Here is a 25158-nt window from a genome sequence, read left to right as displayed (position 1 = left end):
GTCCTGGAGAAACACGTTATCGGGAGCGCCTTCGGTTCCCCCGGGCCCCCCGAGTCTCCCTGCCTCTCACGACGAGGTCGCGTGGGCCATCCGCCGACTCCCGGGAGCGGCCGATCCGGAGGTCCGGTCAGCTCGGTTCCTGCGCCGCCAGGGCTTGCCCGGCCCTCAGCGCACCGGCGCCGGACCCGACGAGGCAGATGCGTGCGGAGCCGTACAGGCTCCGCACCACGCACACGGCCCGTGAGGCTTCAGCGCTCTCGACCGAGATGACGAGGAGCGTCACCGACGTCACCGGACGATCAGCCGTGGTTGACCGGGAGGACGTCCGGGGACAGCGCGCCCGCGTGGGCGGAGGCCGACGTCATCAGTTTGCGGTGGTGGCGGCGGCACAGGACCTCGTAGCCGATCTCCTCCGCCGGGCGGTTCACGTCACCGACCACCACCTGGGCGCCTTCGACGACCATCTCCCCGCCGACCGTGCGGGCGTTGTGGGTGGCGCGGGCCCCGCACCAGCACAGGGCCTCCACCTGGAGCTGCTCCAGGCGGTCCGCCAGCTCGATCAGGCGCTGCGAGCCGGGAAAGAGCTTCGTGCGGAAGTCCGTGGTGATGCCGAAGGCGAAGACGTCCATGCCGAGGTCGTCCACGATGCGCGCCAGCTGGTCGATCTGGGCGGGCTCCAGGAACTGCGCCTCGTCCACGATCACGTAGTCCGCCTTGCCGCCCGCCGAGAGCCGGGCCACCACGTACGCGTACAGGTCCATGCCCTCCGGCGCCTCCACCGCCTCCGTCACCAGGCCCAGGCGGGAGGACAGCTTGCCCTCCCCCGCACGGTCGTCACGGGTGAAGATCACGCCCTGCAGGCCCCGCGCGTCACGGTTGTGGGCGATCTGGAGAGCCAGGGTGCTCTTTCCGCAGTCCATCGTTCCGGAGAAGAACACCAGCTCGGGCATGGGGAGTACAGCGCCTTTCGAAGCGAGGGTGCGGGGAGGTGGGGGCGGCGGCGGGTGGGTCAGGAGCGGATTTCGAGCAGCGGGACGAGCTGCTCGGCCGGGGTCATCGAGCCGTGCATGCCCGCGAGGGCCGACTCGTTGGGCTCGGCGCGCGAGGCGGTGATCGCCACGTCGGCCTGGGCGGCCGCGATCACGTCCCCGATGCGGCCGAGGACCCGCTCGTCGCATGCGCCCGGTGCCCCGAACCAGCCCAGTTCCAGGGCTTCCTCGCGGCTCGCCACCCAGAAGCGGTCGCCGAGCACCTCGCGCCAGACGGTCAGGACGTCGGCCTCGGCGCCCGGTACGGCGTACACGTGCCGGGCCCGGCCCTCGCCGCCCAGCAGGGCCACGCCCGCGCCGAGTTCCCAGTCGTCGTCGTAGTCGATGCGGGAGTCCTCGTCGAAGGGGACGTCCACCATGCCGTGGTCGGCCGTCACGTACAGGGCCGTGCGCGGCGGGAGCTGTTCGGCGAGGCGCTGCACGAGGCGGTCGACGTACATGAGCTGGCCGCGCCAGGCGTCGGAGTCGACGCCGTGCCGGTGGCCGGCCCCGTCGAGCTCGCTGTAGTACGTGTACACGAGCGAGCGGTCGCCGGCCGCGAGGCGCTCGGCCGCGAGGTCCATGCGCTCCTCGCCGGTCATCCGGCCGAGGAAGGTACCGCCGCTCAGCGCGACCTTGGTGAGCGGGGTGGTCTGGAAGGCGGGCGAGGACACCTGCGCCGTGGCCACTCCGGCCGCGTCGGCCTGCTGGAAGACCGTCGGGTACGGCTGCCAGGGCTTGGGCGAGGTCCAGGGGTGCCAGCGGAGCTGGTTCATCAGTTCGCCTGTGGCCGGGTTGCGCACGGTGTAGCCGGGCAGGCCGTGCCGCGCGGGCGGCAGGCCGGTGCCGACGGAGGCCAGCGAGGTGGCGGTGGTCGCCGGGAAGCCCGCGGTGATCGGGCGGCCGGTGCCGCCGCGCGAGCTGGAGAGGAGGGAGGTGAGGTACGGGGCTTCGTCCGGGTGGGCCTTGATCTGTTCCCAGCCCATGCCGTCGACCAGGAACACGCAGTTCCGGTCGGCCGGGGTCAGCTCGGCGATGGAGGCCTCGAAGCCGGGTACGCCCTGGCCTGCCACGAGGGTGGGCAGCAGGTCGGCGAGCGAGCCGGTGCCGTAGTGCGGCACCGGGGCACCGGCCAGGTCCAGCAGCTCGGGCTCGTCCTGCCAGCCCTGCGCGGCGGAGTACGCCATCAGCGGGCGGGGGTGGACGTGGCCGCGGTCGCTTCGCTGAGTGCCTGCGCGAAGACCAGGGTCTGGCGGACCGCCTCCGGGCCGTCGCCGGCCTCGCTCACGCGCAGGCTGAGGTCGTCGGCGGTGGAGTTGCCGGTGTAGCCGTGGTCGGCGTCGCAGTTGGCGTCGCCGCAGGCGGCGGGCTCCAGGTCGATGCGCGAGACCGCGCCCCAGCCGATGGTCAGGACGACCTCGCGGGGCAGGGTGCCGGGGGTGTAGGACTCCGGGTTGGCCACGACGCGGCTGAGGACGACGGAGGAGATGCTGGCCAGCTTGACCGACTCGGTGGAGGTGGTCGCGTACGGCGACGGGGAACCGGCGTCGGCGGCCTGCTCGTCGGTGTGGCTGACGATGAAGCGGTTGCCGGTCAGGACCAGCACGGTGACGTGCCGGCGCACCTCGTTGGAGTCGAAGGTCGTCTCCTGGTGGACCAGGTACGACGAAATCGGCTCGCCGCCCACCGCGGCCTCCACGGCCTCGGCCACGAGGGCCGGGTAGTAGCCGCTGCGCTCGATCGCCGTGCGCAGCCCCTGGGTCGTCGTACCGGATTTCGCCATGAGGTCCATCCTAAGGCCCGTAAGGGGCACCTCGGCCGCCCCCGGGACCCGTCGACTCGGGACCCGCGCCCCCGGGACCCGCGCCCGGGACCTCAGTAGCTGGGCAGGGTCCGCGGGCCGAGGTCGCCGCGGGCGGGCGGGTGGGCGACGCGGACCGTCGCGCTGAGCACGGACAGCCCCTCGGTGGCGACGACGACGGGCTCCAGGGCGACGCCGACGACCTCGGGGTGGTCGTCGACGAGGCGGGAGAGGCGCAGGAGCAGTTCCTCCAGGGCGTGGGTGTCCACGGGGTCGCTGCCGCGCCAGCCGAAGAGCAGCGGGGCGGTGCGGATCGAGCGGATCAGGCTCGCCGCGTCCTTGTCCGTGGCGGGAACCAGCCGGTGGGCGGTGTCGCCGAGGAGTTCGGAGGCGACCCCGGAGAGCCCGAAGGACAGGACGGCTCCGGCGGCGGGGTCGATGACGGAGCGGATGACGGTGTCGACGCCCCGCGGGACCATCGACTGGACCACGGGGAGCAGCTCGTGCGGTTTGCCCAGCACGTGGGTGAGCTCCTCGTACGAGCGGCGCAGCTCGGCCTCGGTGGTGAGGTCGAGGCGGACCCCGCCGAGGTCGGCGCGGTGGCGCAGGTGCGGGGCGGTGGTCTTGAGCGCCACGGGGTAGCCGAGCACCCCGGCGGCGCGGACCGCGGCGTCGGCGCTGGGGGCCGGGAGCGTGGAGAGCACCCGGATCCCGTACCGGGCGAGCAGCTCGCGGGCATCGGGGTCGTCCAGGGTGGCCACCTCCTCCTCCCCTACGCCGGCCAGCAGGCGGGAGAGCTGCCCGGCGGTCCCGCTCTCGTCGATGTCCTCGAACTCGGGCACCTGCCCGACCTCGGCGACGCCCCGGCGCCACTGCCCGTACCGGACGGCTTCGGCGACGGCCTTGACCGCCCGCTCGGCGGCGGGGTAGCTCGGGATCCGGGCGGCTCCGGGAGCGGGTACGGCCGCGCCTCCCGGACCCTCGGCCGCCTGCTCCGGCCGGAAGGGCGCCGCCGCGGCGGGCGCGGCTTCGGCGGCGGGCTCCGCATCGGAGGAGGGCGCGGCTTCGGCGGCGGGCTCCGCATCGGAGGAGGGCGCGGCTTCGGCGGCGGGCTCCGCGTCGGCGGCCGGCACGGAGCCCAGGGCCGCCAGGGCCGTCGCGGGCGTCGGCAGCGTGGCGGGCAGTGCGTCCGCGAGGTCCGCCGCGACGGCCGGTGCCGTGGCCGCCGAGAGCGCCTCCGCGAGGGCGCCCAGCTCCACGTGGACCACCGCCACCGGCTTGCCGGGGTGCGCGGCGGCGGCCGCCCGCAGGGCCTCCGCGAGGTCGTCGGCGAGTGCGTGCTCGCTCACCCAGGGGATCGCGGTGACGACGACGGCGTCGGTGTCCGGCGAGGCCAGCGCGGCGCAGACGGCCGTACGGAAGTCCTCGGGCGAGGCGGCCGTCGTCAGGTCGAGCGGCGGCAGCGGCCGCAGCCCCTCGGTCAGGCAGGCGTCGTAGGTGAGGACTCCCAGCGATTCGGAGTTGCCGAGGATGGCCACCCGCGGGCCGGCCGGTACGGGCTGCGAGGCCAGGAGCAGGCCGACGTCCACCAGCTCGGTCACCGTGTCGACCCGGATGACGCCGGCCTGCCGCAGCAGCTCCGAGACCGTCGCCTCGGGCAGCCGGGTGCCGGGGACCACGTGTCCGGCGGGGGTGTGCCGGCCTCCCTTGGCGACGACCACGGGCTTGACGGCCGCGGTGCGGCGGGCGAGCCGGGTGAACTTCCTCGGATTGCCCAGGGTCTCCAGGTACATGAGCGCGACGTCGGTCGCCTCGTCGTCGTACCAGTACTGGAGGATGTCGTTGCCGGAGACGTCGGCCCGGTTCCCGGCGGAGACGAAGGAGGACAGCCCCTCCCCGCGCCGCAGCAGCCCGGAGAGCAGCGCGATGCCGATCGCCCCGGACTGGGTGAAGAGGCCGACCCTGCCCCGCGCGGGGGCCGGCGCAGGGGCCAGGGAGGCGTTCAGCTCCACCTCGGGGGCCGTGTTGATCACCCCGAAGGCGTTCGGTCCGATCAGCCGCATCCCGTACGAGCGCACCTGGCGCACCAGTTCGCGCTGGCGGGCCATGCCCTCGGGGCCGCTCTCCCCGTATCCGGCGGAGAGCACGACCAGCCCCTGCACCCCGTGTTCGCCGCAGGCCGCCACCGCGTCCGGGACCCGGTCAGCCGGGACCGCGACGACGGCGAGGTCGACCGGGGCGCCGACGGCGCCGAGCGAGGGGTAGGCCCGTACGCCGTCGAGGAGGTCTCGGGTGACCGCCTCGTTGACGGCGTAGAGGTGGCCGTGGAAGCCGCTGTCGCGCAAGTTGCGCAGGGCCGCCGCGCCCACGCCCGCGAGGGAGCGGCTGACTCCGATCACCGCCACCGAGCCGGGGGACAGCAGTCGCTGGACGGAGCGGGCCTCGGCGCGCTGTTCGCGGGCGCGCTGGACGGCGAGGGACTCGGCGGTCGGTTCGAGGTCGAGGGTGAGGTGGACGGAGCCGTCTTCGAAGCTGCGCTTCTGCTGGTACCCGGCGTCGGTGAACACCTTGATCATCTTGCTGTTGGCCGGCAGCACCTCGGCCGCGAAGCGGCGGATCCCGCGTTCGCGGGCGACCGCCCCGATGTGTTCGAGGAGGGCGGAGGCGACCCCGCGTCCCTGGTGGGCGTCCTGGACGAGGAAGGCGACCTCGGCCTCGTCGGAGGGTCCGGTGGCCGAGCGGCCGTCGGCGCCGATCCGGTCGTAGCGGACGGTGGCGATGAACTCGCCGCCGATCATCGCGGCGAGACCGACCCGGTCCACGTAGTCGTGGTGCGTGAAACGGTGGACGTCGCGGTCGGAGAGCCGGGGGTAGGGGGCGAAGAACCGGTAGTACTTGGACTCGTCCGAGACCTGCTCGTAGAAGCTGACCAGACGGCCCGCGTCCTCGGTCGTGATGGGCCGGATCCGGGCGGTACCGCCGTCCCGAAGGACGACGTCGGCTTCCCAGTGATCCGGGTACGAGGGGTCGGACGCGGTCGTCATGGGGTCACCTTAAGGCTCGAACGCTTCGAGTGGCCTGGGCGCGGCGCATCAGGCAAGCTGGCTCGAATCAGGGCAAGCTGGGTAGGTCGAACGGCGGGAAAGTCGGGCCGAAGGTCGGTTCGACCATTCCGGACGCCGTGAGAGACTGGTCTAGACAACCCGTAAGAACCTGAAGGGCATCACCATGGCAGAGCGCCGCGTCAACGTCGGCTGGGCCGAGGGCCTGCACGCTCGTCCCGCCTCGATCTTCGTCCGCGCGACGACCGCTTCCGGCGTCCCGGTGACCATCGCGAAGGCCGGCGGCGACCCCGTCAACGCCGCCTCCATGCTGGCGGTCCTGGGCCTGGGCGCCCAGGGTGGCGAGGAGATCGTCCTCTCGTCCGACGCCGACGGCGCCGAGGCCGCACTGGACCGCCTCGCGAAGCTGGTCGCCGAGGGCCTCGAGGAGCTCCCCGAGACCGTCTGATCCCTTCGGGTTCGACCCGCAGGACTTGCCTGACTTGCACGGCGAAGCCGTTGCCCCCGACCACCACGGTCGGGGGCAACGGCTTCGCTGCTTTCCGCACGGGAGTCCGGCCGGACATGCGTGCGCCGCCCTCGGGGCGCGACCCGATTCCCGGCGCACGCCATTCCGGCACACTCCGTTCCGGCGGCCGGAATCAAGGCGGCCGGAATTCAGGCAGCCGGAATTCAGGCGGGAATGGCGTGCGGGACGTGCGGGACACCGGGCACACGGAAAGAATTACCCGCCCCGGATATCCCCCCTTTGTATACGGCGTTTGTTAATGCTGAACGCTTGCCGTGTTTACGGCAGGTTGCAAAGTCCTCACGCGCATCCGGTGCGCCCCCGCCGCCCGGTCCACGTGCGCCGCGGTCAGCGCCCGGGCCCGCTCGGCGTCGCCACGGGCCACCGCGTCCACGATCGCGCCGTGCTCCGCCCAGGACTCCACGGGCCGCACCGGGGCCTCCACCACGTACATCCAGGCCACCTTGTGACGCATCTGGGTGAGCAGCGCGATGAGCCCGGGACTGCCCGAGGCCTGGGAGAGCGTCTCGTGGAACCAGCCGCCCAGGGACCGCAGGTCCTCCCCCTGCCCCCTCCTGGCCCGCTCCTGGCCCAGCCGGACCAGGCCCCGCAGCACCTTGAGGTGGGCCTCGCTGCGCCGCCGGGCCGCCCGGGCCGCCGCGAGGGGCTCCAGGAGCATCCGTACCTCCAGGAGGTCGGCGGCCTCCTGCTCGGTCGGCTCGGCCACGCAGGCGCCCGCGTGCCGGCGGGTGGTCACGAACCCCTCGGACTCCAGCGTGCGCAGCGCCTCGCGCACCGGGACGCGCGAGACCCCGTACCGGCGGGCCAGCACCTCCTCGGTCAGCCGGGCGCCGGGCCCGAACACCCCGGAGACGATGTCGTCGCGGATCGCTGTGCATACCGTGTGCGCGGGAATACGCAAGACCGGACCTCCGCCTTTTTCGTATGGCTGTGCGCGTTGCGACTCTATTGCAACACACGATAATTTCCGAGGACGGCCGGGAATGCGAAACATTCACATCGCGCAGTTCGAAACGCGACACGCGAATCACGTGGCACGACGAAGGCCCCGGCTCTCAAAGAGCCGGGGCCTTCGCGGAAGACGCGTGGTGCGTGCAGCGCAGCGGGTCAGACGGTGACGCCGTGCGAGCGCAGGTACGTGATCGGGTTGATGTCCGTGCCGTAGTCGGCGCCGGTGCGGGCCTCGAAGTGCAGGTGCGGGCCGCTGGAGTTGCCGGTGGAGCCCGACAGGCCGATCTTCTGGCCCGGGGTGACCTGCTGGCCGACGGAGACGCTCAGCGAGGACATGTGGCCGTACTGGGTGTACGTGCCGTCGGCGTGCTTGATGACGACGTTGTTGCCGTACGCACCGCCGTAGCCCGCCTCGACCACGGTGCCGAGGCCCACGGCGTGCACCTCGGTGCCGGAGGCGGCGTGGAAGTCGATGCCGGTGTGGCTGCCGGAGGACCACATGCCGCCACCCGCGTGGTACTGGGTGCTGACGTAGGTGTCGTCGAGCGGGGACACGAAGGTGTTGAGGCGCTTGCGCTCCTCTTCGCGGGCGGCGCGCTCGGCGGCCTCGCGCTCGGCCTTGGCCTGGGCTTCGGCCTTCGCCTTGGCCTCGGCGGCGCGCTGCTTGGCGTCGGCCTCGGCCTGCGCCTTGGCGGCGGCGGCCTCGGCGGCCCGCTGCTGGGACTGGGCCTGGGCCTCGACGTCACCGGCGAGCTCGTCGGCCACCACGATGGTGTTGAGGCTGCCGGTGTCCTCGATGGAGGGGGACTGGTCCGCGGCGAACGCGGGACCGGCCAGGGAGCCGACGACACCGGTGGTGGCGAGGGCGGCTATACCGGCATAACCGGCGGTCTTGCGGCTCAGACGGCTCGAACCACGGTGCTTGCCGGCAACGCGACTGCCAAACGCCATGAAGGGGCTGATCCTTTCCTTCCCTCTCGCCTACCGGGTTAGCTGACGGGTTCGGAGCAGGAAGGTCTCCTACGGGCCCCCTCTTGCGAGGCGGTCCGATTCACCCCAGGGACACAAGTGGGTCCCCGGCTCCCCAGGCTCGCGCCTGACGGGGACTCGGCGATCGCTGCCCGGTGCCGCGGACGCGGCGGTTACAACTGACGGACAGCACGGCCGACGCTAGGCGGATCATCAGTCAATCGCCAAACAGACACGCCCTTTTGTTGCGTACGCCACACCGCATACAAGCAACCACACCACTAAAGGCCAAATAAAGGACAAAAGGGGCCCCGATGGACAAGCCACCGGAGCCCCTTGGGCGGCAGGCCGGTTGACGGCCCGCCGGAGATCACCTGACGGTCAGTCGACGACCACGATCAGTTGCCGACCACGGTCACTTCGCCGATCCCGAGGGCCCGCACCGGCTCCTCGATCTGCGAGGCGTCGCCGACCAGGACCGTGACCAGACGGTCCACCGGGAAGGCGTTGACGACCGCCGAAGTGGCCTCCACCGTCCCGGTTTCGGCGAGCCGCGCGTACAACTGCGCCTGGTAGTCGTCCGGCAGCTCCTGCTCGACCTGGTCGGCGAGGGTGCCCGCGACGGAGGCGGCCGTCTCGAACTTCAGCGGGGCAACCCCCACCAAGTTCTGCACGGCCACGTCCCGTTCGGCGTCGGTCAGGCCGCCCTCCGCGAGGGTGCGCAGCACCGTCCAGAGGTCGTCCAGGGCCGGGCCGGTGTTGGGGGTGTCCACCGAGCCGCTGATGGCGAGCATCGAGGCGCCCTTGCCGTCGGCGGTGGAGCGCAGCACCTGGCCGAAGGCGCGCACGCCGTAGGTGTACCCCTTCTCCTCGCGCAGCACCTTGTCCAGCCGGGAGGTGAGCGTGCCGCCGAGGCAGTACGTGCCGAGCACCTGGGGCGCCCAGACCCGGTCGTGCCGGTCCGCGCCGATGCGGCCGATCAGCAGCTGCGTCTGGACCGCGCCGGGCCGGTCCACGATGACCACGCGGCCCGTGTCGTCGGCGGTGATCGGCGGGACCGGACGCGGGGCGGTGGTGTCACCGGTCCACGCGCCCAGGGTGTCGGCCAGGACGGCGTCCAGGTCGATGCCGGTCAGGTCGCCGACGACCACCGCGGTGGCGGTCGCGGGGCGCACGTGGGCCTCGTAGAAGGCCCGTACGGCCGCCGAGTCGATGCGGGCGACCGTCTCCTCGGTGCCCTGACGGGGGCGGGACATCCGCAGGGTGGCCGGGAAGAGCTCCTTCGAGAGCTGCTTGGCGGCGCGGCGCTGCGGGTTGGCGCTCTCGTGCGGGATCTCGTCGAGCCGGTTGCGCACCAGGCGGTCGACCTCGGCGTCGGCGAAGGCCGGCGTGCGCAGCGCCTCGGCGACCAGTCCCAGCGCCTTGTGCAGGCGGGAGGCCGGGACCTCCAGGGAGACCCGCAGGCCCGGGTGGTCGGCGTGCGCGTCGAGGGTGGCGCCGCAGCGCTCCAGCTCGGCGGCGAACTCCTCGGCGGAGCGCTTGTCGGTGCCCTCGGACAGGGCGCGCACCATGATCGTGGCCACGCCGTCGAGGCCCTCGGGCTCCGCGTCGAGCGGGGCGGCGAGGTTGATCTCGACCGCGACCACCTGCTGGCCCGGACGGTGGCAGCGCAGCAGGGTCAGGCCGTTGGCCAGGACCCCGCGCTCGGGGGCCGGGAAGGCCCACGGCTGCGGCTCGCCGGCCTCGGGGCGCGGGTGGAAGGTCATCGTGACGGCTGCGGTGTCGCTCACTGCTCCGCCCCCTCGTTCTCGTCGCTCGCGTCGGTCTCTTCGTTGTCGTCCGCGGCGATCGGCTCGTAGACGAGCACCGCCCGGTTGTCCGGGCGCAGTCGGGCCGCGGCCACGGCCTGTACTTCCTCGGCGGTGATGTCGAGGACGCGCTGGACTGCGGTCAGGGCGAGCTGCGGGTCGCCGAACAGAACCGCGAAGCGGCACAGTTCGTCGGCGCGGCCGGCCACCGTGCTCAGCCGGTCCAGCCACTCGCGCTCCAGCTGGGCCTGCGCCCGCTCCATCTCCTCGGCCGTCGGGCCCTCCGCGGCGAACCGCGCGAGCTCCTCGTCGACGGCCGCCTCGATGGCGGGCACCTCGACACCGCTGGAGGTCTTGACGTCCAGCCAGCCCAGCGAGGGGGCGCCGGCCAGGCGCAGCATGCCGAAGCCCGCGGCGACGGCGCTCTGGTCGCGGCGCACCAGGCGGTTGTGGAGCCGGGAGGACTCGCCGCTGCCCAGGACGGTCAGCGCCACGTCGGCGGCGTCGCATTCGCGGGTGCCGTCGTGCGGGAGCCGGTAGGCCGCCATCAGCGCGCGGGCCGGCACCTCCTCGACGACCTCTTCGCGCAGCTGCTCGCCCATGATCTCGGGGAGCGAGCCGTCGCGCGGCGGCTGCTTGCCGTCGTGGCCGGGGATGGTGCCGAAGTACTTCTCGACCCAGGCGAGGGTCTTCTCGGGGTCGATGTCGCCGACGACCGAGAGCACCGCGTTGTTGGGCGCGTAGTACGTACGGAAGAACGCGCGCGCGTCCTCCAGGGACGCGGCGTCCAGATCGGCCATGGACCCGATCGGGGTGTGGTGGTACGGGTGGCCCTCCGGGTAGGCGAGGGCCGTCAGCTTCTCGAAGGCCGTGCCGTAGGGGACGTTGTCGTACCGCTGGCGGCGCTCGTTCTTGACGACGTCGCGCTGGTTCTCCATGGACTCGTCGTCCAGGGCGGCCAGCAGCGAGCCCATCCGGTCCGCTTCCAGCCACAGCGCGAGCTCCAGCTGGTGGGTCGGCATCGTCTCGAAGTAGTTGGTCCGCTCGAAGCTGGTGGTCCCGTTGAGGGAGCCGCCGGCGCCCTGGACCAGTTCGAAGTGGCCGTTGCCGGAGACGTTCTTCGAGCCCTGGAACATCAGGTGCTCGAAGAGGTGAGCCAGACCCGTACGTCCCTTGACTTCGTGGCGCGAGCCGACGTCGTACCAGAGGCAGACCGCGGCGACCGGGGTCAGGTGGTCCTCGGACAGCACCACGCGCAGGCCGTTGGCCAGCCGGTGCTCGGTCGCTGTGAGGCCGCCGGAGCCGGCATGAGCGGTGGCCGTGTGACCCATGGGCATGTGGTCCCTTCGATCGCGATGCAGAGATTCCTGTCAGACCTGCCACTGTATGCAAGCGTGTCGGCGCGCGGAGAAGTTCCCGGCCCAGTCCAGGGTCGGAGTCGGCGTTGTCGGTGCCTCGGGCCACAATGGTCGGCGGCACCCTTGTCCGAAACCGCCCGCCCGACCGCCCCAGCCCCGCCCCAGTCCAGTCCCCGCCCCACCCCGTGAGAGCTCAGCTCATCCCGATTCTTGGTTAAGGAGCCGCGCAGCGATGGCCCGCCGCAGCACGAAGACCCCGCCGCCGGAGGATTTCGAGGAGAAGATCCTCGACATCGACGTCGTCGACGAAATGCAGGGCTCCTTCCTCGAGTACGCGTACTCGGTGATCTACTCCCGTGCCCTGCCCGACGCCCGCGACGGCATGAAGCCGGTGCACCGGCGCATCGTCTACCAGATGAACGAGATGGGCCTGCGCCCCGACCGCGGTTACGTGAAGTGCGCCCGCGTCGTCGGCGAGGTCATGGGCAAGCTGCACCCGCACGGCGACGCGTCGATCTACGACGCCCTCGTGCGCATGGCGCAGCCCTTCTCCATGCGGCTCCCGCTGGTCGACGGCCACGGCAACTTCGGCTCGCTCGGCAACGACGACCCGCCGGCCGCGATGCGGTACACCGAGTCGAGGATGGCCGACGCCGCCTCGCTGATGACGGACGGGATCGACGAGAACACCGTCGACTTCGCCGCGAACTACGACGGCCAGGAGCGCGAACCGGTCGTCCTTCCGGCCGCGTACCCGAACCTGCTGGTCAACGGCGCGTCCGGGATCGCGGTGGGCATGGCCACCAACATGGCCCCGCACAACCTCGGCGAGGTCATCGCGGCCGCCCGCCACCTGATCCGCTACCCCGAGGCGGACCTGGAGGCGCTGATGCGCTTCGTACCGGGTCCCGACCTGCCCACGGGCGGCCGGATCGTCGGCCTGGCGGGCATCAAGGACGCCTACGAGAACGGCCGCGGAACCTTCAGGATCCGTGCCACGGTGGCCCTGGAGGACGTGACCCCGCGCCGCAAGGGGCTGGTCGTCACCGAACTGCCCTTCACGGTCGGTCCCGAGAAGGTCATCGCGAAGATCAAGGACCTGGTCGGCTCGAAGAAGCTCCAGGGCATCGCGGACGTCAAGGACCTCACGGACCGCTCGCACGGCCTGCGCCTGGTCATCGAGATCAAGAACGGCTTCCACCCCGAGGCCGTGCTGGAGCAGCTGTACAAGCTGACGCCGATGGAGGAGACCTTCGGCATCAACAACGTCGCGCTGGTCGACGGGCAGCCGCTGACGCTGGGCCTCAAGGAGCTGCTGGAGGTCTACCTCGACCACCGCTTCGAGGTCGTCCGCCGGCGCAGCGAGTTCCGCCGCGGCAAGCGGCGCGACCGGCTGCACCTCGTCGAGGGCCTGCTCGTGGCCCTGCTCGACATCGACGAGGTCATCCGGATCATCCGGGACAGCGACAACTCCGCGCAGGCCAAGGAGCGCCTGATGGAGCGTTTCTCGCTGAGCGAGATCCAGACCCAGTACATCCTGGACACCCCGCTGCGCCGGCTCACCCGCTTCGACCGGATCGAGCTGGAGTCCGAGCGCGACCGGCTGACCGGCGAGATCGACGAGCTGACCGGGATCCTGGAATCCGACGGCGAGCTGCGCAAGCTGGTCTCGGCGGAACTGGCCGCGGTGTCGAAGAAGTTCGGCACGGAGCGCCGTACGGTGCTGCTGGAATCGGCGGGGACGCCCGTCGCGGCGGTCCCGCTGGAGGTCGAGGACACCCCGTGCCGGGTGCTGCTGTCCTCCACCGGCCTGCTCGCCCGCACCGCCACCGCTGAGCCGCTCCCCGAGGAGGAGGGCGGAGCACGCACCAAGCACGACCTGATCGCCTCGCAGGTCGCGGCGACCGCGCGGGCCGACATCGGCGTGGTCACCTCGTACGGGCGGCTCCTGCGGCTGTCGGTGATCGACCTGCCGCAGCTGCCGGACACCCACGCCGCGCCGAACCTGGCGGGCGGCGCCCCGGTCTCGGAGTTCCTCTCCGGGCTGGAGGCGGACGAGCAGGTCGTCTGCCTGACCTCGCTCGACGAGTCGGGGCAGGGCCTGGCGCTCGGCACCGAGCAGGGCGTGGTCAAGCGGGTCGTGCCGGACTATCCGGCCAACAAGGACGAGCTGGAGGTCATCACCCTCAAGGACGGTGACCGGATCGTCGGCGCGGTCGAGCTGCGCACGGGCGAGGAGGACCTCGTCTTCATCACCGACGACGCCCAGCTGCTGCGCTACCCGGCGGGCCAGGTCCGCCCGCAGGGCCGCCCCGCGGGCGGCATGGCGGGCATCAAGCTCTCGGACGGCGCCAAGGTGATCCATTTCTCGGCGGTGGACCCGGCGCGCGAGGCCGTGGTGTTCACGGTGGCGGGCTCGCACGGGACGCTGGACGACTCGATGCAGTCCGGGAAGCTGACCCCGTTCGACCAGTACCCGCGCAAGGGCCGGGCCACCGGCGGCGTGCGCTGCCAGCGGTTCCTGAAGGGCGAGGACGTCCTGCTGCTGGCCTGGGCGGGCGGTTCCCCCGCCCGCGCGGCAGCGGCGAACGGCACTCCGGCCGCGCTGCCCGCGGTCGACCCGCGCCGCGACGGCTCGGGCACGGCACTGCCCGCGGTGGTCGCTGCGCTGGCGGGGTCCGCGCTGTAGGAGGTTGCAGATCATTCGGGTGGTACGTCCGGGGACGTACCACCCGAATGGCGACTAGTGTTTTCCCTCGTGGCACCGTCGGTCGGGTTGGGGAGACACAGAACTGATGAGTCGTCGGCAGGGCGGATCGATCGGGGACTGGGCCGAGGCCCAGCGTCGGACGCAGCAGACACAGCTGGTCCAGCAGCGCGAGGCGCAGCACTCCGCGCAGCCTGTGGTCCGGGGGCGGCGGGAGCAGCAGGCGGCCGACCGGCAGCGCCGTGAGGCCGAGGCCCAGCGGCGTTCCGCACAGCTCGACGACGAGGTCGCCGCCCTGCAGGTCCTGTTGGCCACGGGATGCCGGGCGCCGGCGTTCCGGATGGCGGCCATGGTCCGCTCCGAGCAGCTGGAACCGTTCGCCCCGGGAGACCTGGCGCACCCGGTCGAGCTGCCGCGCCTGGAACAGTTCCAGCAGCAGAGCAGCGGCTGGACCCTGGGATCGGGACAGCGGGGACAGGCGGAGCGGGACGCGCACGCCCGGTACACCGCGGCATGGCAGGCCGCGCACGCGGCGGAACTGCAGCGGCAGCAGCAACTGGCCTCCTACCGGCAGCAGTACGACGTCTGGGCGGCGGATCAGCTCGCCGGGATCCGTGCGCACAACGGCGGGCTGGCCGAGCTGACGGCCGCACTGCGCGCGGGCGACCCGGAGGCGGTGGTCGAGTACTTCTCGGCCGCCCTGTACGTCTCCGCGGCCTGGCCCGAGTCCCTGCCGAGGCAGGTGGCGGCGGCGTACGATCCGGGCGCGCGCCAGCTGGTGCTGGACTGGGAGCTGCCCGGATATCCGGTGGTACCGGAGGCCAGGTCGGTCCAGTACCTGCCGAGCAGCGGCCAGTACCGGGTGAAGCCGCGGCCCGTCACGGAGCGGCGGGGACTGTACCGGGACCTGCTGGCACAGTGCGTACTGCTGGTGCTGCACGAGCTGTACGCGGCGGACGAGTTCGGGGTGCTCGACTCCGTCCTGGTGAACGGCTTCGTGGACTGCCCGGATCCGGTGACGGGACAGCAGGCGCAGTTCTTCCTCGCCACGGTGACGGCGGCGCGCACCACGTTCCAGGGGCTCCGGCTGACCCAGGTCAGCGCGGCGGACTGCCTCGTGGAGGGCTTGCGCGGGCAGCTCTCGGCAAAGCCGGACCAGCTGGCGGCGGTACGCCCCGGACGCCGGCCCGGCGAGGTCGGCACGGTCGTCGGCCACGGCGGCCGGACGGACGACGGCGAGGACCCGGACCTCTTCACGATGGACCCGATCGCCTTCGAGAACCTGGTGGCCGAGCTGTTCCGGGCCATGGGCATGGAGGCGGTGACCACACAGCGGTCGGGCGACGGCGGGGTGGACGTCGAGGCGCTGGACCCGGCCCCGATCCGGGGCGGCCGGATCGTGGTGCAGGTCAAGCGCTACGGCAGGACGGTCAGCCCCACCGCGGTGCGGGACCTGTACGGAACGGTCCAGGACCGGGGGGCGAACAAGGGGGTGCTGGTCACCACCGCGACCTTCGGCCCCGGCTCGTACGCGTTCGCCGAGGGCAAGCCGCTGGAACTGGTCGACGGGGCCACGCTCGTGGACCTGCTGCACCAGCACGGCCTGCGCGGCCGCCTCGGCGGCGACCCGGCGGCCCCGGTACCGGCCCCCCGGGAACCGGAGCCGGACCAGGACCGGAACGTACTCGGCATGTCCTGGTCGGGAGCGGTCGCGCTGGACGTGTGCGCGCTGGTCTGCGAGGGCGGCCGGGCGCTGAGCGAGGACCACTTCGTGTTCTTCAACAATCCGAGTTCCCCGGAGGGTTCGGTACGGACCCACCCCCATTCACCGCCCGACAAGGCGGCCCTGGCAGTCGCCTTCGAGCAGCTGCCGGCCCGTGCCGACCGGCTGGTCCTGGTCGCCGCGATCGACCCGGAGGCCGACCCGCACGCCGACCTGACCGGTTTCACCGACGCCCGGATCCGGCTGCTGGACACGCACGGCGAGGAGCTGGGACAGCTGGAGGTCTCCGACGGCCGCGCGGGCGAAACCGCCCTGGTCCTCGGCTCCTTCCGGCGCCGTGCCGGTGGCGACTGGGACTTCGTCCTCGGCGGCAAGGGCTACCCGGGCGGCCTGGAACCCCTCCTGACCGACTTCGGCATCGAGGTCGCCTGAGGGCACGTACGGCTGCTGACCCTAAAAGTCTTCGGGACCCGGGTCGGGGTCGGCGTCCAGGTCGGGGTCCGAAGGCGGCTGCGCCGGGCGGTGCACGTACCGCAGGACGCCCCACATGGTCTCCGGCCCCGCCCGGCCCGGCTCCGCCTCCCGGCAGTCGGCCAGTTCGCGGAGCAGGGCCTCGCCGTCGGTGCCGGAGCCGATCATCACGAGCTGCGTGAGGCGCGGCTCGCCCCGGCCCCAGGCCCGCGGGGCGAAGCGGAGGAAGCGGCCGACCGCGTGGATCTCGTAGCACTCCTCGTGGCCCGGCACGCCGAAGTAGACGAAGCCCTTGATCCGGTAGAGGCCGGCGGGGCGGCGGTCGAGGAACTCGATGAAGCGGCGCGGGCTGAGCGCCTGCTCGGACACGAACTCGGTGCTCGCGTAGGCGGCGTGCACGTGACCGGCGTGATCGCCGTCGTGGGCGTGGTCGTCGGCCTCCGACAGCAGGTCCTCGAAGGACAGCTGGCCGCGCGTCTCGGCCCAGGGGCGGCGGTCGAAGAGGAGCTCCGGGTCGATCCGGCCGTGGTCCGCGCCCACCACCGGGATGCCCGGCGCGCAGAGCGTGGCGAGTACGCCCTCGATGCGGGACCGCTCCCCCGTTCCGACCCGGTCGGTCTTGTTGAGCACCACCAGGTCGGCGACGGACAGGTGCCGGTCGGTCTCGGGGTGAGCGGCCCGGGTCGCGTCGAACTCCGCCGCGTCGACGACGTGCACCATGCCGCCGTAGCGGACGGCCGGGTTCTCGTTGGCGACGAGCATCCGGACCATCTCCTGGGGCTCCGCCAGCCCGCTCGCCTCGATGACGATCACGTCGATGCGGTGGACGGGGTCGGCGAGCTTCTCCAGGTAGGCGTCCAGCTCGCTGCCGTCCACCGCGCAGCACAGGCAGCCGCCGCCGAGGGAGACCATCGAGTCGCCGACCTGGCCGGCCACCGCCATCGCGTCGACCTCGATGGAGCCGAAGTCGTTGACGACGACCCCGATCCGGGTGCCGCCCCGGTTGCCGAGGAGGTGGTTGAGGACGGTCGTCTTGCCGGATCCGAGGAATCCGGCGAGGACGACGACGGGGATGCTGTTCACCCGGTCGATCGTAGCCAGCGTCAGCCGAGGGCGGGCACCGGCCGGGGCGGGGTCGGGCCGGTGTAGCGGGCCGCCGGCCGGATGATCTTCGAGTCCGCGGCCTGTTCCAGGACGTTCGCGCTCCAGCCGACCACGCGGGCCGCGCAGAAGGTCGGGGTGAACATCTCGCGCGGCAGTCCGCACAGTTCCATGACCACGCCCGCGTAGAACTCCACGTTGGTGTGGAGCTCCCGGCCCGGCTTGAGCTCGGCGAGGATCTCCTCGACGTGCCGCTCCACCTCCACGGCGAAGTCCACGAGCGGGCCGCCGAACTGCAGGGCGATCTCGCGCAGCATCCGCGAGCGCGGGTCCTCGGTGCGGTAGACGGGGTGGCCGAAGCCCATGATCCGGTCGCCCGCGAGGACCCGCTCACGGATCCACGGATCGATCCGGTCCGCCGTTCCGATGGCGTCGAGGGTGTCCAGGGCCCGGCTGGGGGCGCCGCCGTGCAGCGGGCCGGAGAGTGCGCCGATCGCCCCGGTGAGGCAGGCCGCGACGTCGGCGCCGGTGGAGGCGATCACGCGGGCGGTGAAGGTGGAGGCGTTGAAGCCGTGGTCGATCGTGGAGATCAGGTACCGCTCCACCGCGCGGGCCCTGACCGGCTCGGGTTCCCGTCCGGTCAGCATGTAGAGGTAGTTGGCCGCGTACGGGAGGTCGTCCCGCGGCTCCACCGGCTCCAGACCCTGGCCGAGCCGGTACAGGGCGGTGAGCAGGGTCGGTACGGCGGCGCAGGCGGCCAGTGCGTCGGCGGCGCGGCGTTCGGGGGTCAGGTCGTAGACCGGGCGGAATCCCGCGGAGGCCCCGAGCAGGGAGAGCGCCGTGCGCAGCCCGGAGAGCGGGCCGGACAGGGCGGTGGCGCGGGCCAGGGCGGGCAGGGCGTCCCGGACCTCGGCGGGGAGCCGGCGCAGCGGGGCGGTCTCGGCGGTGAAGGCGGCGCGCTCGGCGGTGTCGGCGGGCAGTGCGCCGCGGAACATCAGGTGCCACACGTCCTCGAAGGTGCGGCTCCCGGCGAGCTCGACCGCCGAGTACTGGCGGTAGTGGTAGAAGCCCTCACGGCCTCTCACGTCACCGAGCTGGGTCTCGGTGACCACGACTCCCGCGAGTCCGCGGGGGGTTTCGGCTGGTGCGACGGTGGTGTCCATGGATCGACCATCCATGATGCACTGAATCAGTGTCAATATTGATCGGATCAATATATGTAGGGTGTGCGTCATGAACGACGAGTCCGGTGAGCAAAGGATCGGCACCCGGGAAGCGGCCCGGCTGCTGGGGGTGAAGCCCGCGACCGTGTACGCGTACGTCAGCCGCGGCCAGCTCACGAGCCGCCGTGACCCGGTCGGACGCTCCAGCAGTTTCGACGCCCGCGAGGTGGAGGCCCTGGCCCGGCGCAGCCGGCGCGAGGCGGCGGGTCCCCCCGGGTTCGCCGCCTCCGCCGGGGAGCTCTCCGTACGCACCGCGCTCACCCTCATCGAGTCCGACCGGTACTACTTCCGCGGCGTGGACGCCGTGGAACTGGCCTCGCGGTACCGCTACGAGGAGGTCGCCGAGTGGCTCTGGACGGGGACCCTGGTGCGCGGGGCCCGGTTCACCGCTCCCCCGGAGTCCCTCGCCGCGGCCCGCCGGGCGGTCGCCGCGCTCCCCGAGCACAGCGGGCCGATCGACCGGCTGCGGGTGGCCGTCGCCGCCGCGGCGGTCGCGGACCCGCTGCGCTTCGACCTGTCCGGGCCCTCCGTACTGGGCTCCGCGCGCGCCCTGATCCCCACCCTGGTCGGCGCCCTGCCCGAGGTGGGCCCGGCGCAGTGGGGCGGGGACGGCCGCCTCTCCCGGCAGCTGTGGCCGCGGCTCTCCGCCCTGGACCCCGATCCGGACGCGCTGGCCGTCCTGGACCTGGCCCTGGCCCTGCTGACGGACCACGACCTGGCCGCCTCGACCCTGGCCGTACGGGTGGCCGCGTCGGCGCGCGCACATCCGTACGCGGTGGTCTCGGCCGGGCTCGGCGCGCTCGAAGGCCCCCTGCACGGAGCGGCCGGGCGGCTCGCGCACCGGATGCTGGTGGAGGTGCTGGAGCGCGGCGGCGCGGCTCCGGTGGTGGCGGAGTACCTGCGGGCCGGACGCAGGGTGCCCGGGCTCGGGCACCGGCTGTACGGGGCCGAGGATCCGCGGGCGACGGCGCTGTTCGCCCGGCTGGAGCCGCTGGCGCAGGCCGGTCCGGCGCTGGGCGCGGCGCGCGAGGTGGCCGGGGTGATGGCCCGGCACGGCGACGGCCTGTACCCGAACGTGGACCTGGCGCTCGCGGTGCTGACGGTCTCCTGCGGGATGGCCCCGGAGGCCGGGGAGACGGTCTTCGCGGTGGCCCGTACGGCCGGGTGGATCGCGCACGCGCTGGAGGAGTACGAGGAGCGCCCGCTGCGGATGCGACCGAGCGGGCAGTACCACGGGCCCCGCCCGCCACGGCCGTTGCCGTGACGGGCGGGGTGTTACCGGGCGGGGTGTTCCCCGTCTCCGCCGAGGCGGGGTGCCCGGGCTCAGCCGGCGTAGGCCTCGAACTCGCCCAGCTGCCCGGCCGGCCAGCCGGTGTTGCCGGTGAAGGCCAGCCGCAGGTGGCGCAGGTTCGTACCGTCGGGAAGGGTGATGGTCACCTTGTTCCCGCTCGCCGGGTCGAAGACGTGGCCCTGGGGGCCGACGACGGTGGTGAAGGAGGAGCCGTCGGTGCTCCCCAGGACCGACAGGGTCTGGGTCCTGGCCCCCCAGGCCGCCGGCGGCGGCAGCTTCAGGACCAGCCGCTTGACGGCCGTGGTGGCGCCGAGGTCGACCGTCACCGACTGCGGGAAGGCGTTGTTGAGGCTCTCCCAGTAAGTGTGGGGGTCTCCGTCTACGGCCTTGGCCGCGTCATAGCCCTGGGTGTGCGAGGACTCGGACACCGGCCGGCCCTGGGCCAGGTTGCGGGTGGGGTCCGGAGTCGGGGTCGGCGTGGGCGTCGGAGTCGGCGTCGGAGTCGGAGTCGGCGTAGGGCTCGGAGTGGGTGTGGGAGTGGGCGTCGGGCTCGGCGTCGGTTCCGGTCCCGGCTGGTCCGTCGCCGGGGGGAACGGCCCGCAGTAGGTGTTCGGCAGCTTGGTGTTCCAGCCGGAGTTCCCGCTGCCCTGCGTCAGCTTCAGCTGCGCGCCCAGGCAGCTGTAGACGGGCTCGGCGAAGCCGATGCGGGTGGCCCTGACGTTGCTCATGGACAGTTCGGCGGGGTCGTTGAACTGGAGCGCGAACGTCCCGGTCTTGTCGATGGTGACGTTGTCGAAGTGGACGCCCTTCGTGCTGCCGGACACGAAGTGGATGGCGGCGTAGGAGCTGTCCAGGATGTCGCTGTCGGTCACGTTGATCGTGGCCTTGTCGATGGAGCTCGACCGGCTGTCGAACCACACGGCGCCGATCGGGAAGTTCCACCCGTAGTCGGTGTTCCCGGTCCGGATCAGGGTGTTGCGGGCCAGCGTGAAGGTGCCCGAGACGTCCGTCCCCTGGCCGGGGGTGACCCCGGGATAGCGGTTGCCCACGTGCAGGCCGCCGCCGTTGGACAGGGTCTCGGCGGCCACGTTGTCGGTGACGCTGATGTCCTTGCCGCCGTAGATCGCGATGTTGTTGGCGAGGATCGGCAGGACGACGGTGTTGTGGCTGAAGGAGTTGGCGACGTTGTTCTTGGTGTCCGCCCACATGGCGAGGCCGTCGTCGCCCAGGTTGCGCAGGAAGGTGTTCTCCACGGAGGAGCGGGTGACGCCCCAGTGGAAGTTCACCCCGTCCGCCGTCTGGTCGAGGATCCGGCTGTTCCTGATGTGGAAGTTGTCCATCGGGCCGTCCATCCAGGCCCCGACCTTGGTCCGCTGCATCCACACGTTGTCGACGACGGAGTCACTCATCGCGCCGCCGATGGCGTTGACCTGGTCGTCGTCGATGCGGTCGGCGATCTCGCCGATGATCGCGAAGTCCTTCAGCGTGACGTTTCTGCTCGGCCCGCCGCTCTCGTGCGGGCGGATCTGCCCGCCGTATCCGCCGCCCTGTACGTACTTCCCGTAGATCCCGGCCGCGCGGCTGCGGTCGGTGGGGTGGCGCCCGGTGAGGACGGAGTACCAGGGCCCGGCCCCGCGCAGTGTCACCTTGTCCACCACCACGTGATCGGTGAGCTTGAAGGTGCCCTGCGGGATCCACACCTCCTTCGCCTGCGCCGCGCCCGCGTCCACCGCCTGCTGGAAGGCGGCCGTGGAGTCGGCGGAGCCGTTCGGATCGGCCCCGAAGTCGGTCACCGACAGCGCGCCGGCCGGACGCGTCCCGGGCGGTGCGACCTCCTCGAAGTCGGCGAGGTCCACGATCGCCCACGGGGTCGCGCCGAGGGAGGAGAGGGTGAGCCGGACCTTGGAGCCCGCCGGGAGGGTCTTCCCGAAGAGGGTGCGGGTCTCCTCGTAGAAGTGGTGCGGCTTGTCGCCGTTCGGCTGGTTGGTGAAGGGGTAGCTGCCGTAGAACCAGCTGTACTTGGAGGTGAAGTCCAGGTCCTTCAGCTTGGTCCCGTCCAGCTTCAGCTCCACGGGGGCGCTGATTCCCGTGCCGGCCGCGTTGTCCGGTACGGAATAGCGCACGCTCATCGCGTTCGCGGGTTTGGTCAGCGTGAACTCGACGTACTCCCCCGCCGCGTCCAGCCGTACGGCGCTGCGCCCGGAGGCCTCTGCGGGCAGGCTCGTGTAGGTCCGGTCGGGCCCGATCACCGAGCCGTTGGTGGCCGCCCGCTCCGCCTCCTGCTCGGTGAAGGGCACCGTCGCCCCGCGCCCCGGGACGTCCAGCGGGGACAGGACGGCCGGGGCGGCCGTCGCGCTCGGTGCCGCCACCAGCGGGAGGGCGGCGGCCGCCCCGAGGACGGCGGCGGTGGCCAGCGCGGCGACGAGTGCGCCGGCCGGCCTCCCGCGTGCTGCGATGCGTGCTGCTGCGCTCATGACGGTGGGACCTCTCCATGCGGTGCGGGGGGGGTGTGCACGGGCGGTTCTACGGGGTGGGGCGCGGGAAGCAGGTGGTCCTGGCGGTCCGGCTGCGGCGTCAGGTCCGCAGCCAGACCGCCGTGTCCTGTCCGAGCAGCCCGTCCGCGTCCAGAGCGGAACTGCTCAGCAGGAGGCTCGTGTGGGCCGGCAGCGGGACCGGCTCCGGGGACAGGTTGGCCACGCAGACCAGCCCGTCGGGGCGGCCGAAGGCGAGTACCCCGGGCGGCGCGGGCAGCCACTGCAGCGATCCCCCGCCGAAGCCGGCCGCGGCCCGGCGCAGCCCGAGGGCCGTCCGGTAGAGGGTGAGCATCGAGTCCGGGTCCCCGGCCTGGCGGTCCGCGGCGTACGCCGGCCAGTCCGCGGGCTGGGGCAGCCAGGGCTCGTTCCACGGCTCGGCGGTCCACGGCAGCGGGACCCTGCACCCGTCCCGGCCGGGGTCGGTGCCGCCGGAGCGGAAGTGCATGGGGTCCTGGATGCGGCCGAGCGGGATCTCGGCCTCGGGAAGCCCCAGTTCCTCGCCCTGGTAGACGTAGACGGAGCCGGGGAGGGCGAGGGTGAGCAGCGCGGCGGCGCGGGCCCTGCGGGTGCCGAGGGCGAGGTCCGCGGGGGTCCCGAAGGCCTTGGTGGCGAAGTCGAAGCCGGTGTCGGCGCGCCCGTAGCGGGTGACCGTCCGGGTCACGTCGTGGTTGCACAGCACCCAGGTGGCCGGGGCTCCGACGGGGGCGTGCTCGGCGAGGGTCTCCTCGATGGAGGTGCGCAGCCGGCCGGCGTCCCACGGGCAGCTGAGGAAGGAGAAGTTGAAGGCGGTGTGCAGCTCGTCGGGGCGCAGGTAGCGTGCGAACCGTTCGGAGTCCGGCAGCCAGACCTCGCCGACGAAGACGGCCCCGTACTCGTCGGCGATGGCCCGCCAGGACCGGTAGATGGCGTGCAGGTCGTCGCGGTCGATGTACGGGTGCACTTCTCCGGGCCACGGTTCGGCCGGGCGGCCTGCCAGGTCGGGGAGGGCCGGGTCCTTGGCGAGCAGGGCCGCGGAGTCGATCCGTACGCCGGAGACTCCGCGCTCGAACCAGAACCGCAGGACTTCCTCGTGCTCCCGGCGGACGGCGGGGTGGTCCCAGTTGAGGTCGGGCTGTTCGGGGGTGAAGAGGTGCAGGTACCACTCCCCGTCCGGTACCTGCGTCCAGGTGGCGGCTCCGTTGAACTGCGAGGGCCAGTCCCCCGGCGGGAGTTCGCCGTGCTCCCCGCGGCCCGGGCGGAAGTGGAAGAGCTCCCGTTCGGGGCTGCCGGGGCCGGCGGCGAGGGCGGCCTTGAACCAGGCGTGCTGGTCGGACACGTGGTTCGGGACGATGTCGACAATGGTGCGGATGCCCAGTTCACGGGCCTCGGCGATGAGCTTCTCGGCCTCGGCGAGGGTGCCGAAGGCGGGGTCGATGGTGCGGTAGTCGGCGACGTCGTAGCCGCCGTCGGCGAGCGGGGAGAGGTACCAGGGGGTGAACCACAGGGCGTCGACGCCCAGTTCGGCGAGGTAGGGGAGACGGGCCCGGACGCCCGCGAGGTCACCGGTGCCGTCCCCGTCGCCGTCGGCGAAGCTCCGTACGTACACCTGGTAGATGGCGGCCGAGCGCCACCAGTCGGCGGCGTTTTCGGGCAGGGGAAAGTCAGCCACGGAGAGGGGTCCTTTCACGGCGTTCTTTTCGCAGGGGGCGACCGGGTGCGGCGGCGGTGCGGGGTGGTGCTCACCCCTTGAGGGAGCCTGCCGTCAGGCCGCTCATGATGTTGCGCTGGAAGATCAGGAAGATGATGAGCGTGGGCGCCGAGGCCATGGCGAGCGCGGCGACGAGATGGTTCTCCGGCACTCCCCTGGCGAGGGAGTAGATGCCGACGTTGAGCGTCTGCAGGGCCGGGTCGGGGAGGGTGAGCATGGGCCAGAGGAAGTCTTTCCAGACCCCGACGACGGCGAAGATCGACACGACACCGAGGACGGGGCGGGACATCGGCAGGACCACGGAGCGCAGGGTGCGCAGGGAGGAGGCTCCGTCGATGGCGGCGGCATCGAGGATCTCGCCGGGGATGGAGTCGAAGAATCGTTTCAGAAGGAAGATGTTGAAGGCGTTCGTGACCGAGGGCAGCCAGATCACCCAGGGCGTGTTGAGCAGGTTCCGCTCGATGATCGGCATGTCCAGGACCGTGAGGTACTGCGGTACGACGAGGACGGTGGCCGGGATCATCAGCGTCGCGAGCATCATGCCGAGGACGGCCTTGCCGAAGACCGGCCGGAGTTTGGAGAGCGAGTAGGCGGCGGCCACGTCGAGGACGAGCTGGAAGGCCAGGGCGCCGAACGCGTAGTAGAGGGTGTTGAACAGCAGCTTGGCGAGGTCCATGACCTTCCAGGCGGCCGAGTAGTTCTCGGTGTGCAGGGAGCCCGGGACCACGGTCGGCGGGACCTGGGTGAACTCCGCGGTGGTCTTGAGGCCGTTGGCCACCATCCAGTAGAGGGGCCCGAGGAAGACGATCGTGAAGCCGATCACGACCACGGCCAGGACGGTCCAGTAGGCGATCTTGCCTCGGGTGCGGCCGAGTTGGGCCGGGGATATCAGCGTGCGCTCTGACATGTGGGTCC

Annotated in this window: 18 protein-coding genes and 1 riboswitch; of the genes, 4 read left to right on the top strand and 14 right to left on the bottom strand. The window is 72.3% G+C overall.

Going from position 1 to position 25158, the window contains the following annotated elements; genetic code table 11:
- Nucleotides 1-127 precede the first annotated feature (127 nt).
- From ACZ60J_RS27255 to ACZ60J_RS27235, 5 genes are all read right to left on the bottom strand, one after another.
- Nucleotides 128-292: a hypothetical protein gene (locus ACZ60J_RS27255; protein ID WP_469685784.1), complete on the bottom strand. Its 165-nt coding sequence runs from the start codon at nt 290-292 to the stop codon at nt 128-130.
- Nucleotides 293-299: 7 nt separating this feature from the next.
- Nucleotides 300-950, bottom strand: coding sequence for a thymidine kinase (locus tag ACZ60J_RS27250; RefSeq protein ID WP_469685783.1), 651 nt, complete (start codon nt 948-950; stop codon nt 300-302).
- Between the two features lie 59 nt (nt 951-1009).
- Entirely contained in the window at nt 1010-2215 is a 1206-nt protein-coding gene (locus tag ACZ60J_RS27245; protein WP_469685781.1) for an alkaline phosphatase family protein, read from the bottom strand.
- Nucleotides 2215-2811, bottom strand: a complete 597-nt coding sequence (locus ACZ60J_RS27240; RefSeq protein WP_250746479.1) for a DUF5998 family protein — start codon at nt 2809-2811, stop codon at nt 2215-2217. The genes ACZ60J_RS27245 and ACZ60J_RS27240 overlap by 1 nt, the downstream gene beginning before the upstream one ends.
- Nucleotides 2812-2903: 92 nt before the next feature.
- A complete protein-coding gene (locus ACZ60J_RS27235; protein ID WP_469685779.1) occupies nt 2904-5873 on the bottom strand; it encodes a bifunctional acetate--CoA ligase family protein/GNAT family N-acetyltransferase in 2970 nt (989 codons plus the stop codon).
- Nucleotides 5874-6057: 184 nt separating this feature from the next.
- On the opposite strand from ACZ60J_RS27235, the gene ACZ60J_RS27230 reads away from it, so the two are divergent.
- Nucleotides 6058-6339, top strand: coding sequence for an HPr family phosphocarrier protein (locus ACZ60J_RS27230; protein ID WP_383938072.1), 282 nt, complete (start codon nt 6058-6060; stop codon nt 6337-6339).
- Nucleotides 6340-6655: 316 nt separating this feature from the next.
- Here ACZ60J_RS27230 and ACZ60J_RS27225 read toward each other — a convergent pair whose 3' ends face one another.
- The 4 genes from ACZ60J_RS27225 to ACZ60J_RS27210 all read right to left on the bottom strand — a co-directional run bounded on the left by ACZ60J_RS27225 (nt 6656) and on the right by ACZ60J_RS27210 (nt 11479).
- Nucleotides 6656-7321, bottom strand: a complete 666-nt coding sequence (locus ACZ60J_RS27225; protein ID WP_469685778.1) for a GntR family transcriptional regulator — start codon at nt 7319-7321, stop codon at nt 6656-6658.
- A gap of 206 nt (nt 7322-7527) precedes the next feature.
- Complete coding sequence (locus ACZ60J_RS27220; RefSeq protein WP_469685776.1) at nt 7528-8322, bottom strand: M23 family metallopeptidase; 795 nt, start codon at nt 8320-8322, stop codon at nt 7528-7530.
- Between the two features lie 12 nt (nt 8323-8334).
- A riboswitch (cyclic di-AMP (ydaO/yuaA leader) is annotated at nt 8335-8494 on the bottom strand.
- 244 nt (nt 8495-8738) lie between these two features.
- Nucleotides 8739-10106, bottom strand: a complete 1368-nt coding sequence (locus tag ACZ60J_RS27215) for a M16 family metallopeptidase (protein ID WP_469686163.1) — start codon at nt 10104-10106, stop codon at nt 8739-8741.
- Between the two features lie 20 nt (nt 10107-10126).
- Entirely contained in the window at nt 10127-11479 is a 1353-nt protein-coding gene (locus ACZ60J_RS27210) for a M16 family metallopeptidase (RefSeq protein WP_469685774.1), read from the bottom strand.
- A gap of 259 nt (nt 11480-11738) precedes the next feature.
- Here ACZ60J_RS27210 and ACZ60J_RS27205 point away from each other — a divergent pair, with 259 nt between their 5' ends.
- Nucleotides 11739-14195, top strand: a complete 2457-nt coding sequence (locus ACZ60J_RS27205) for a DNA gyrase/topoisomerase IV subunit A (protein ID WP_469685772.1) — start codon at nt 11739-11741, stop codon at nt 14193-14195.
- Nucleotides 14196-14301: 106 nt separating this feature from the next.
- The gene (locus ACZ60J_RS27200) at nt 14302-16368 is read left to right on the top strand and encodes a restriction endonuclease (RefSeq protein ID WP_469685770.1); all 2067 of its coding nucleotides are present in this window, start codon (nt 14302-14304) and stop codon (nt 16366-16368) included.
- 21 nt (nt 16369-16389) lie between these two features.
- Here the strand turns inward: ACZ60J_RS27200 and ACZ60J_RS27195 are convergent, their stop codons facing one another.
- Together ACZ60J_RS27195 and ACZ60J_RS27190 are read right to left on the bottom strand one after the other, a co-directional pair.
- Nucleotides 16390-17490, bottom strand: coding sequence for a CobW family GTP-binding protein (locus ACZ60J_RS27195; protein WP_469685768.1), 1101 nt, complete (start codon nt 17488-17490; stop codon nt 16390-16392).
- A 20-nt stretch (nt 17491-17510) separates the two neighbouring features.
- On the bottom strand, nt 17511-18686 hold the full coding sequence (locus tag ACZ60J_RS27190; RefSeq protein ID WP_469685767.1) for a citrate synthase: 1176 nt from the start codon (nt 18684-18686) through the stop codon (nt 17511-17513).
- Nucleotides 18687-18741: 55 nt separating this feature from the next.
- Here ACZ60J_RS27190 and ACZ60J_RS27185 point away from each other — a divergent pair, with 55 nt between their 5' ends.
- Nucleotides 18742-19995: a citrate synthase gene (locus tag ACZ60J_RS27185; RefSeq protein ID WP_469685766.1), complete on the top strand. Its 1254-nt coding sequence runs from the start codon at nt 18742-18744 to the stop codon at nt 19993-19995.
- A gap of 59 nt (nt 19996-20054) precedes the next feature.
- Here ACZ60J_RS27185 and ACZ60J_RS27180 read toward each other — a convergent pair whose 3' ends face one another.
- The 3 genes from ACZ60J_RS27180 to ACZ60J_RS27170 all read right to left on the bottom strand — a co-directional run bounded on the left by ACZ60J_RS27180 (nt 20055) and on the right by ACZ60J_RS27170 (nt 25150).
- The gene (locus ACZ60J_RS27180) at nt 20055-22496 is read right to left on the bottom strand and encodes a discoidin domain-containing protein (protein ID WP_469685764.1); all 2442 of its coding nucleotides are present in this window, start codon (nt 22494-22496) and stop codon (nt 20055-20057) included.
- A 100-nt stretch (nt 22497-22596) separates the two neighbouring features.
- Nucleotides 22597-24204 (bottom strand): glycoside hydrolase family 13 protein, encoded by a 1608-nt coding sequence (locus tag ACZ60J_RS27175; protein WP_469685763.1) that lies wholly within the window; start codon nt 24202-24204, stop codon nt 22597-22599.
- 70 nt (nt 24205-24274) lie between these two features.
- Nucleotides 24275-25150, bottom strand: a complete 876-nt coding sequence (locus tag ACZ60J_RS27170; RefSeq protein ID WP_469685761.1) for a carbohydrate ABC transporter permease — start codon at nt 25148-25150, stop codon at nt 24275-24277.
- Between the last annotated feature and the right edge of the window lie 8 nt (nt 25151-25158).

The sequence above is a fragment of the Streptomyces sp. NPDC104226 genome (assembly GCF_055584085.1).
The sequence above is the reverse complement of the archived record's forward strand: the minus strand, read 5'-3'. Positions and strand labels throughout refer to the sequence as shown.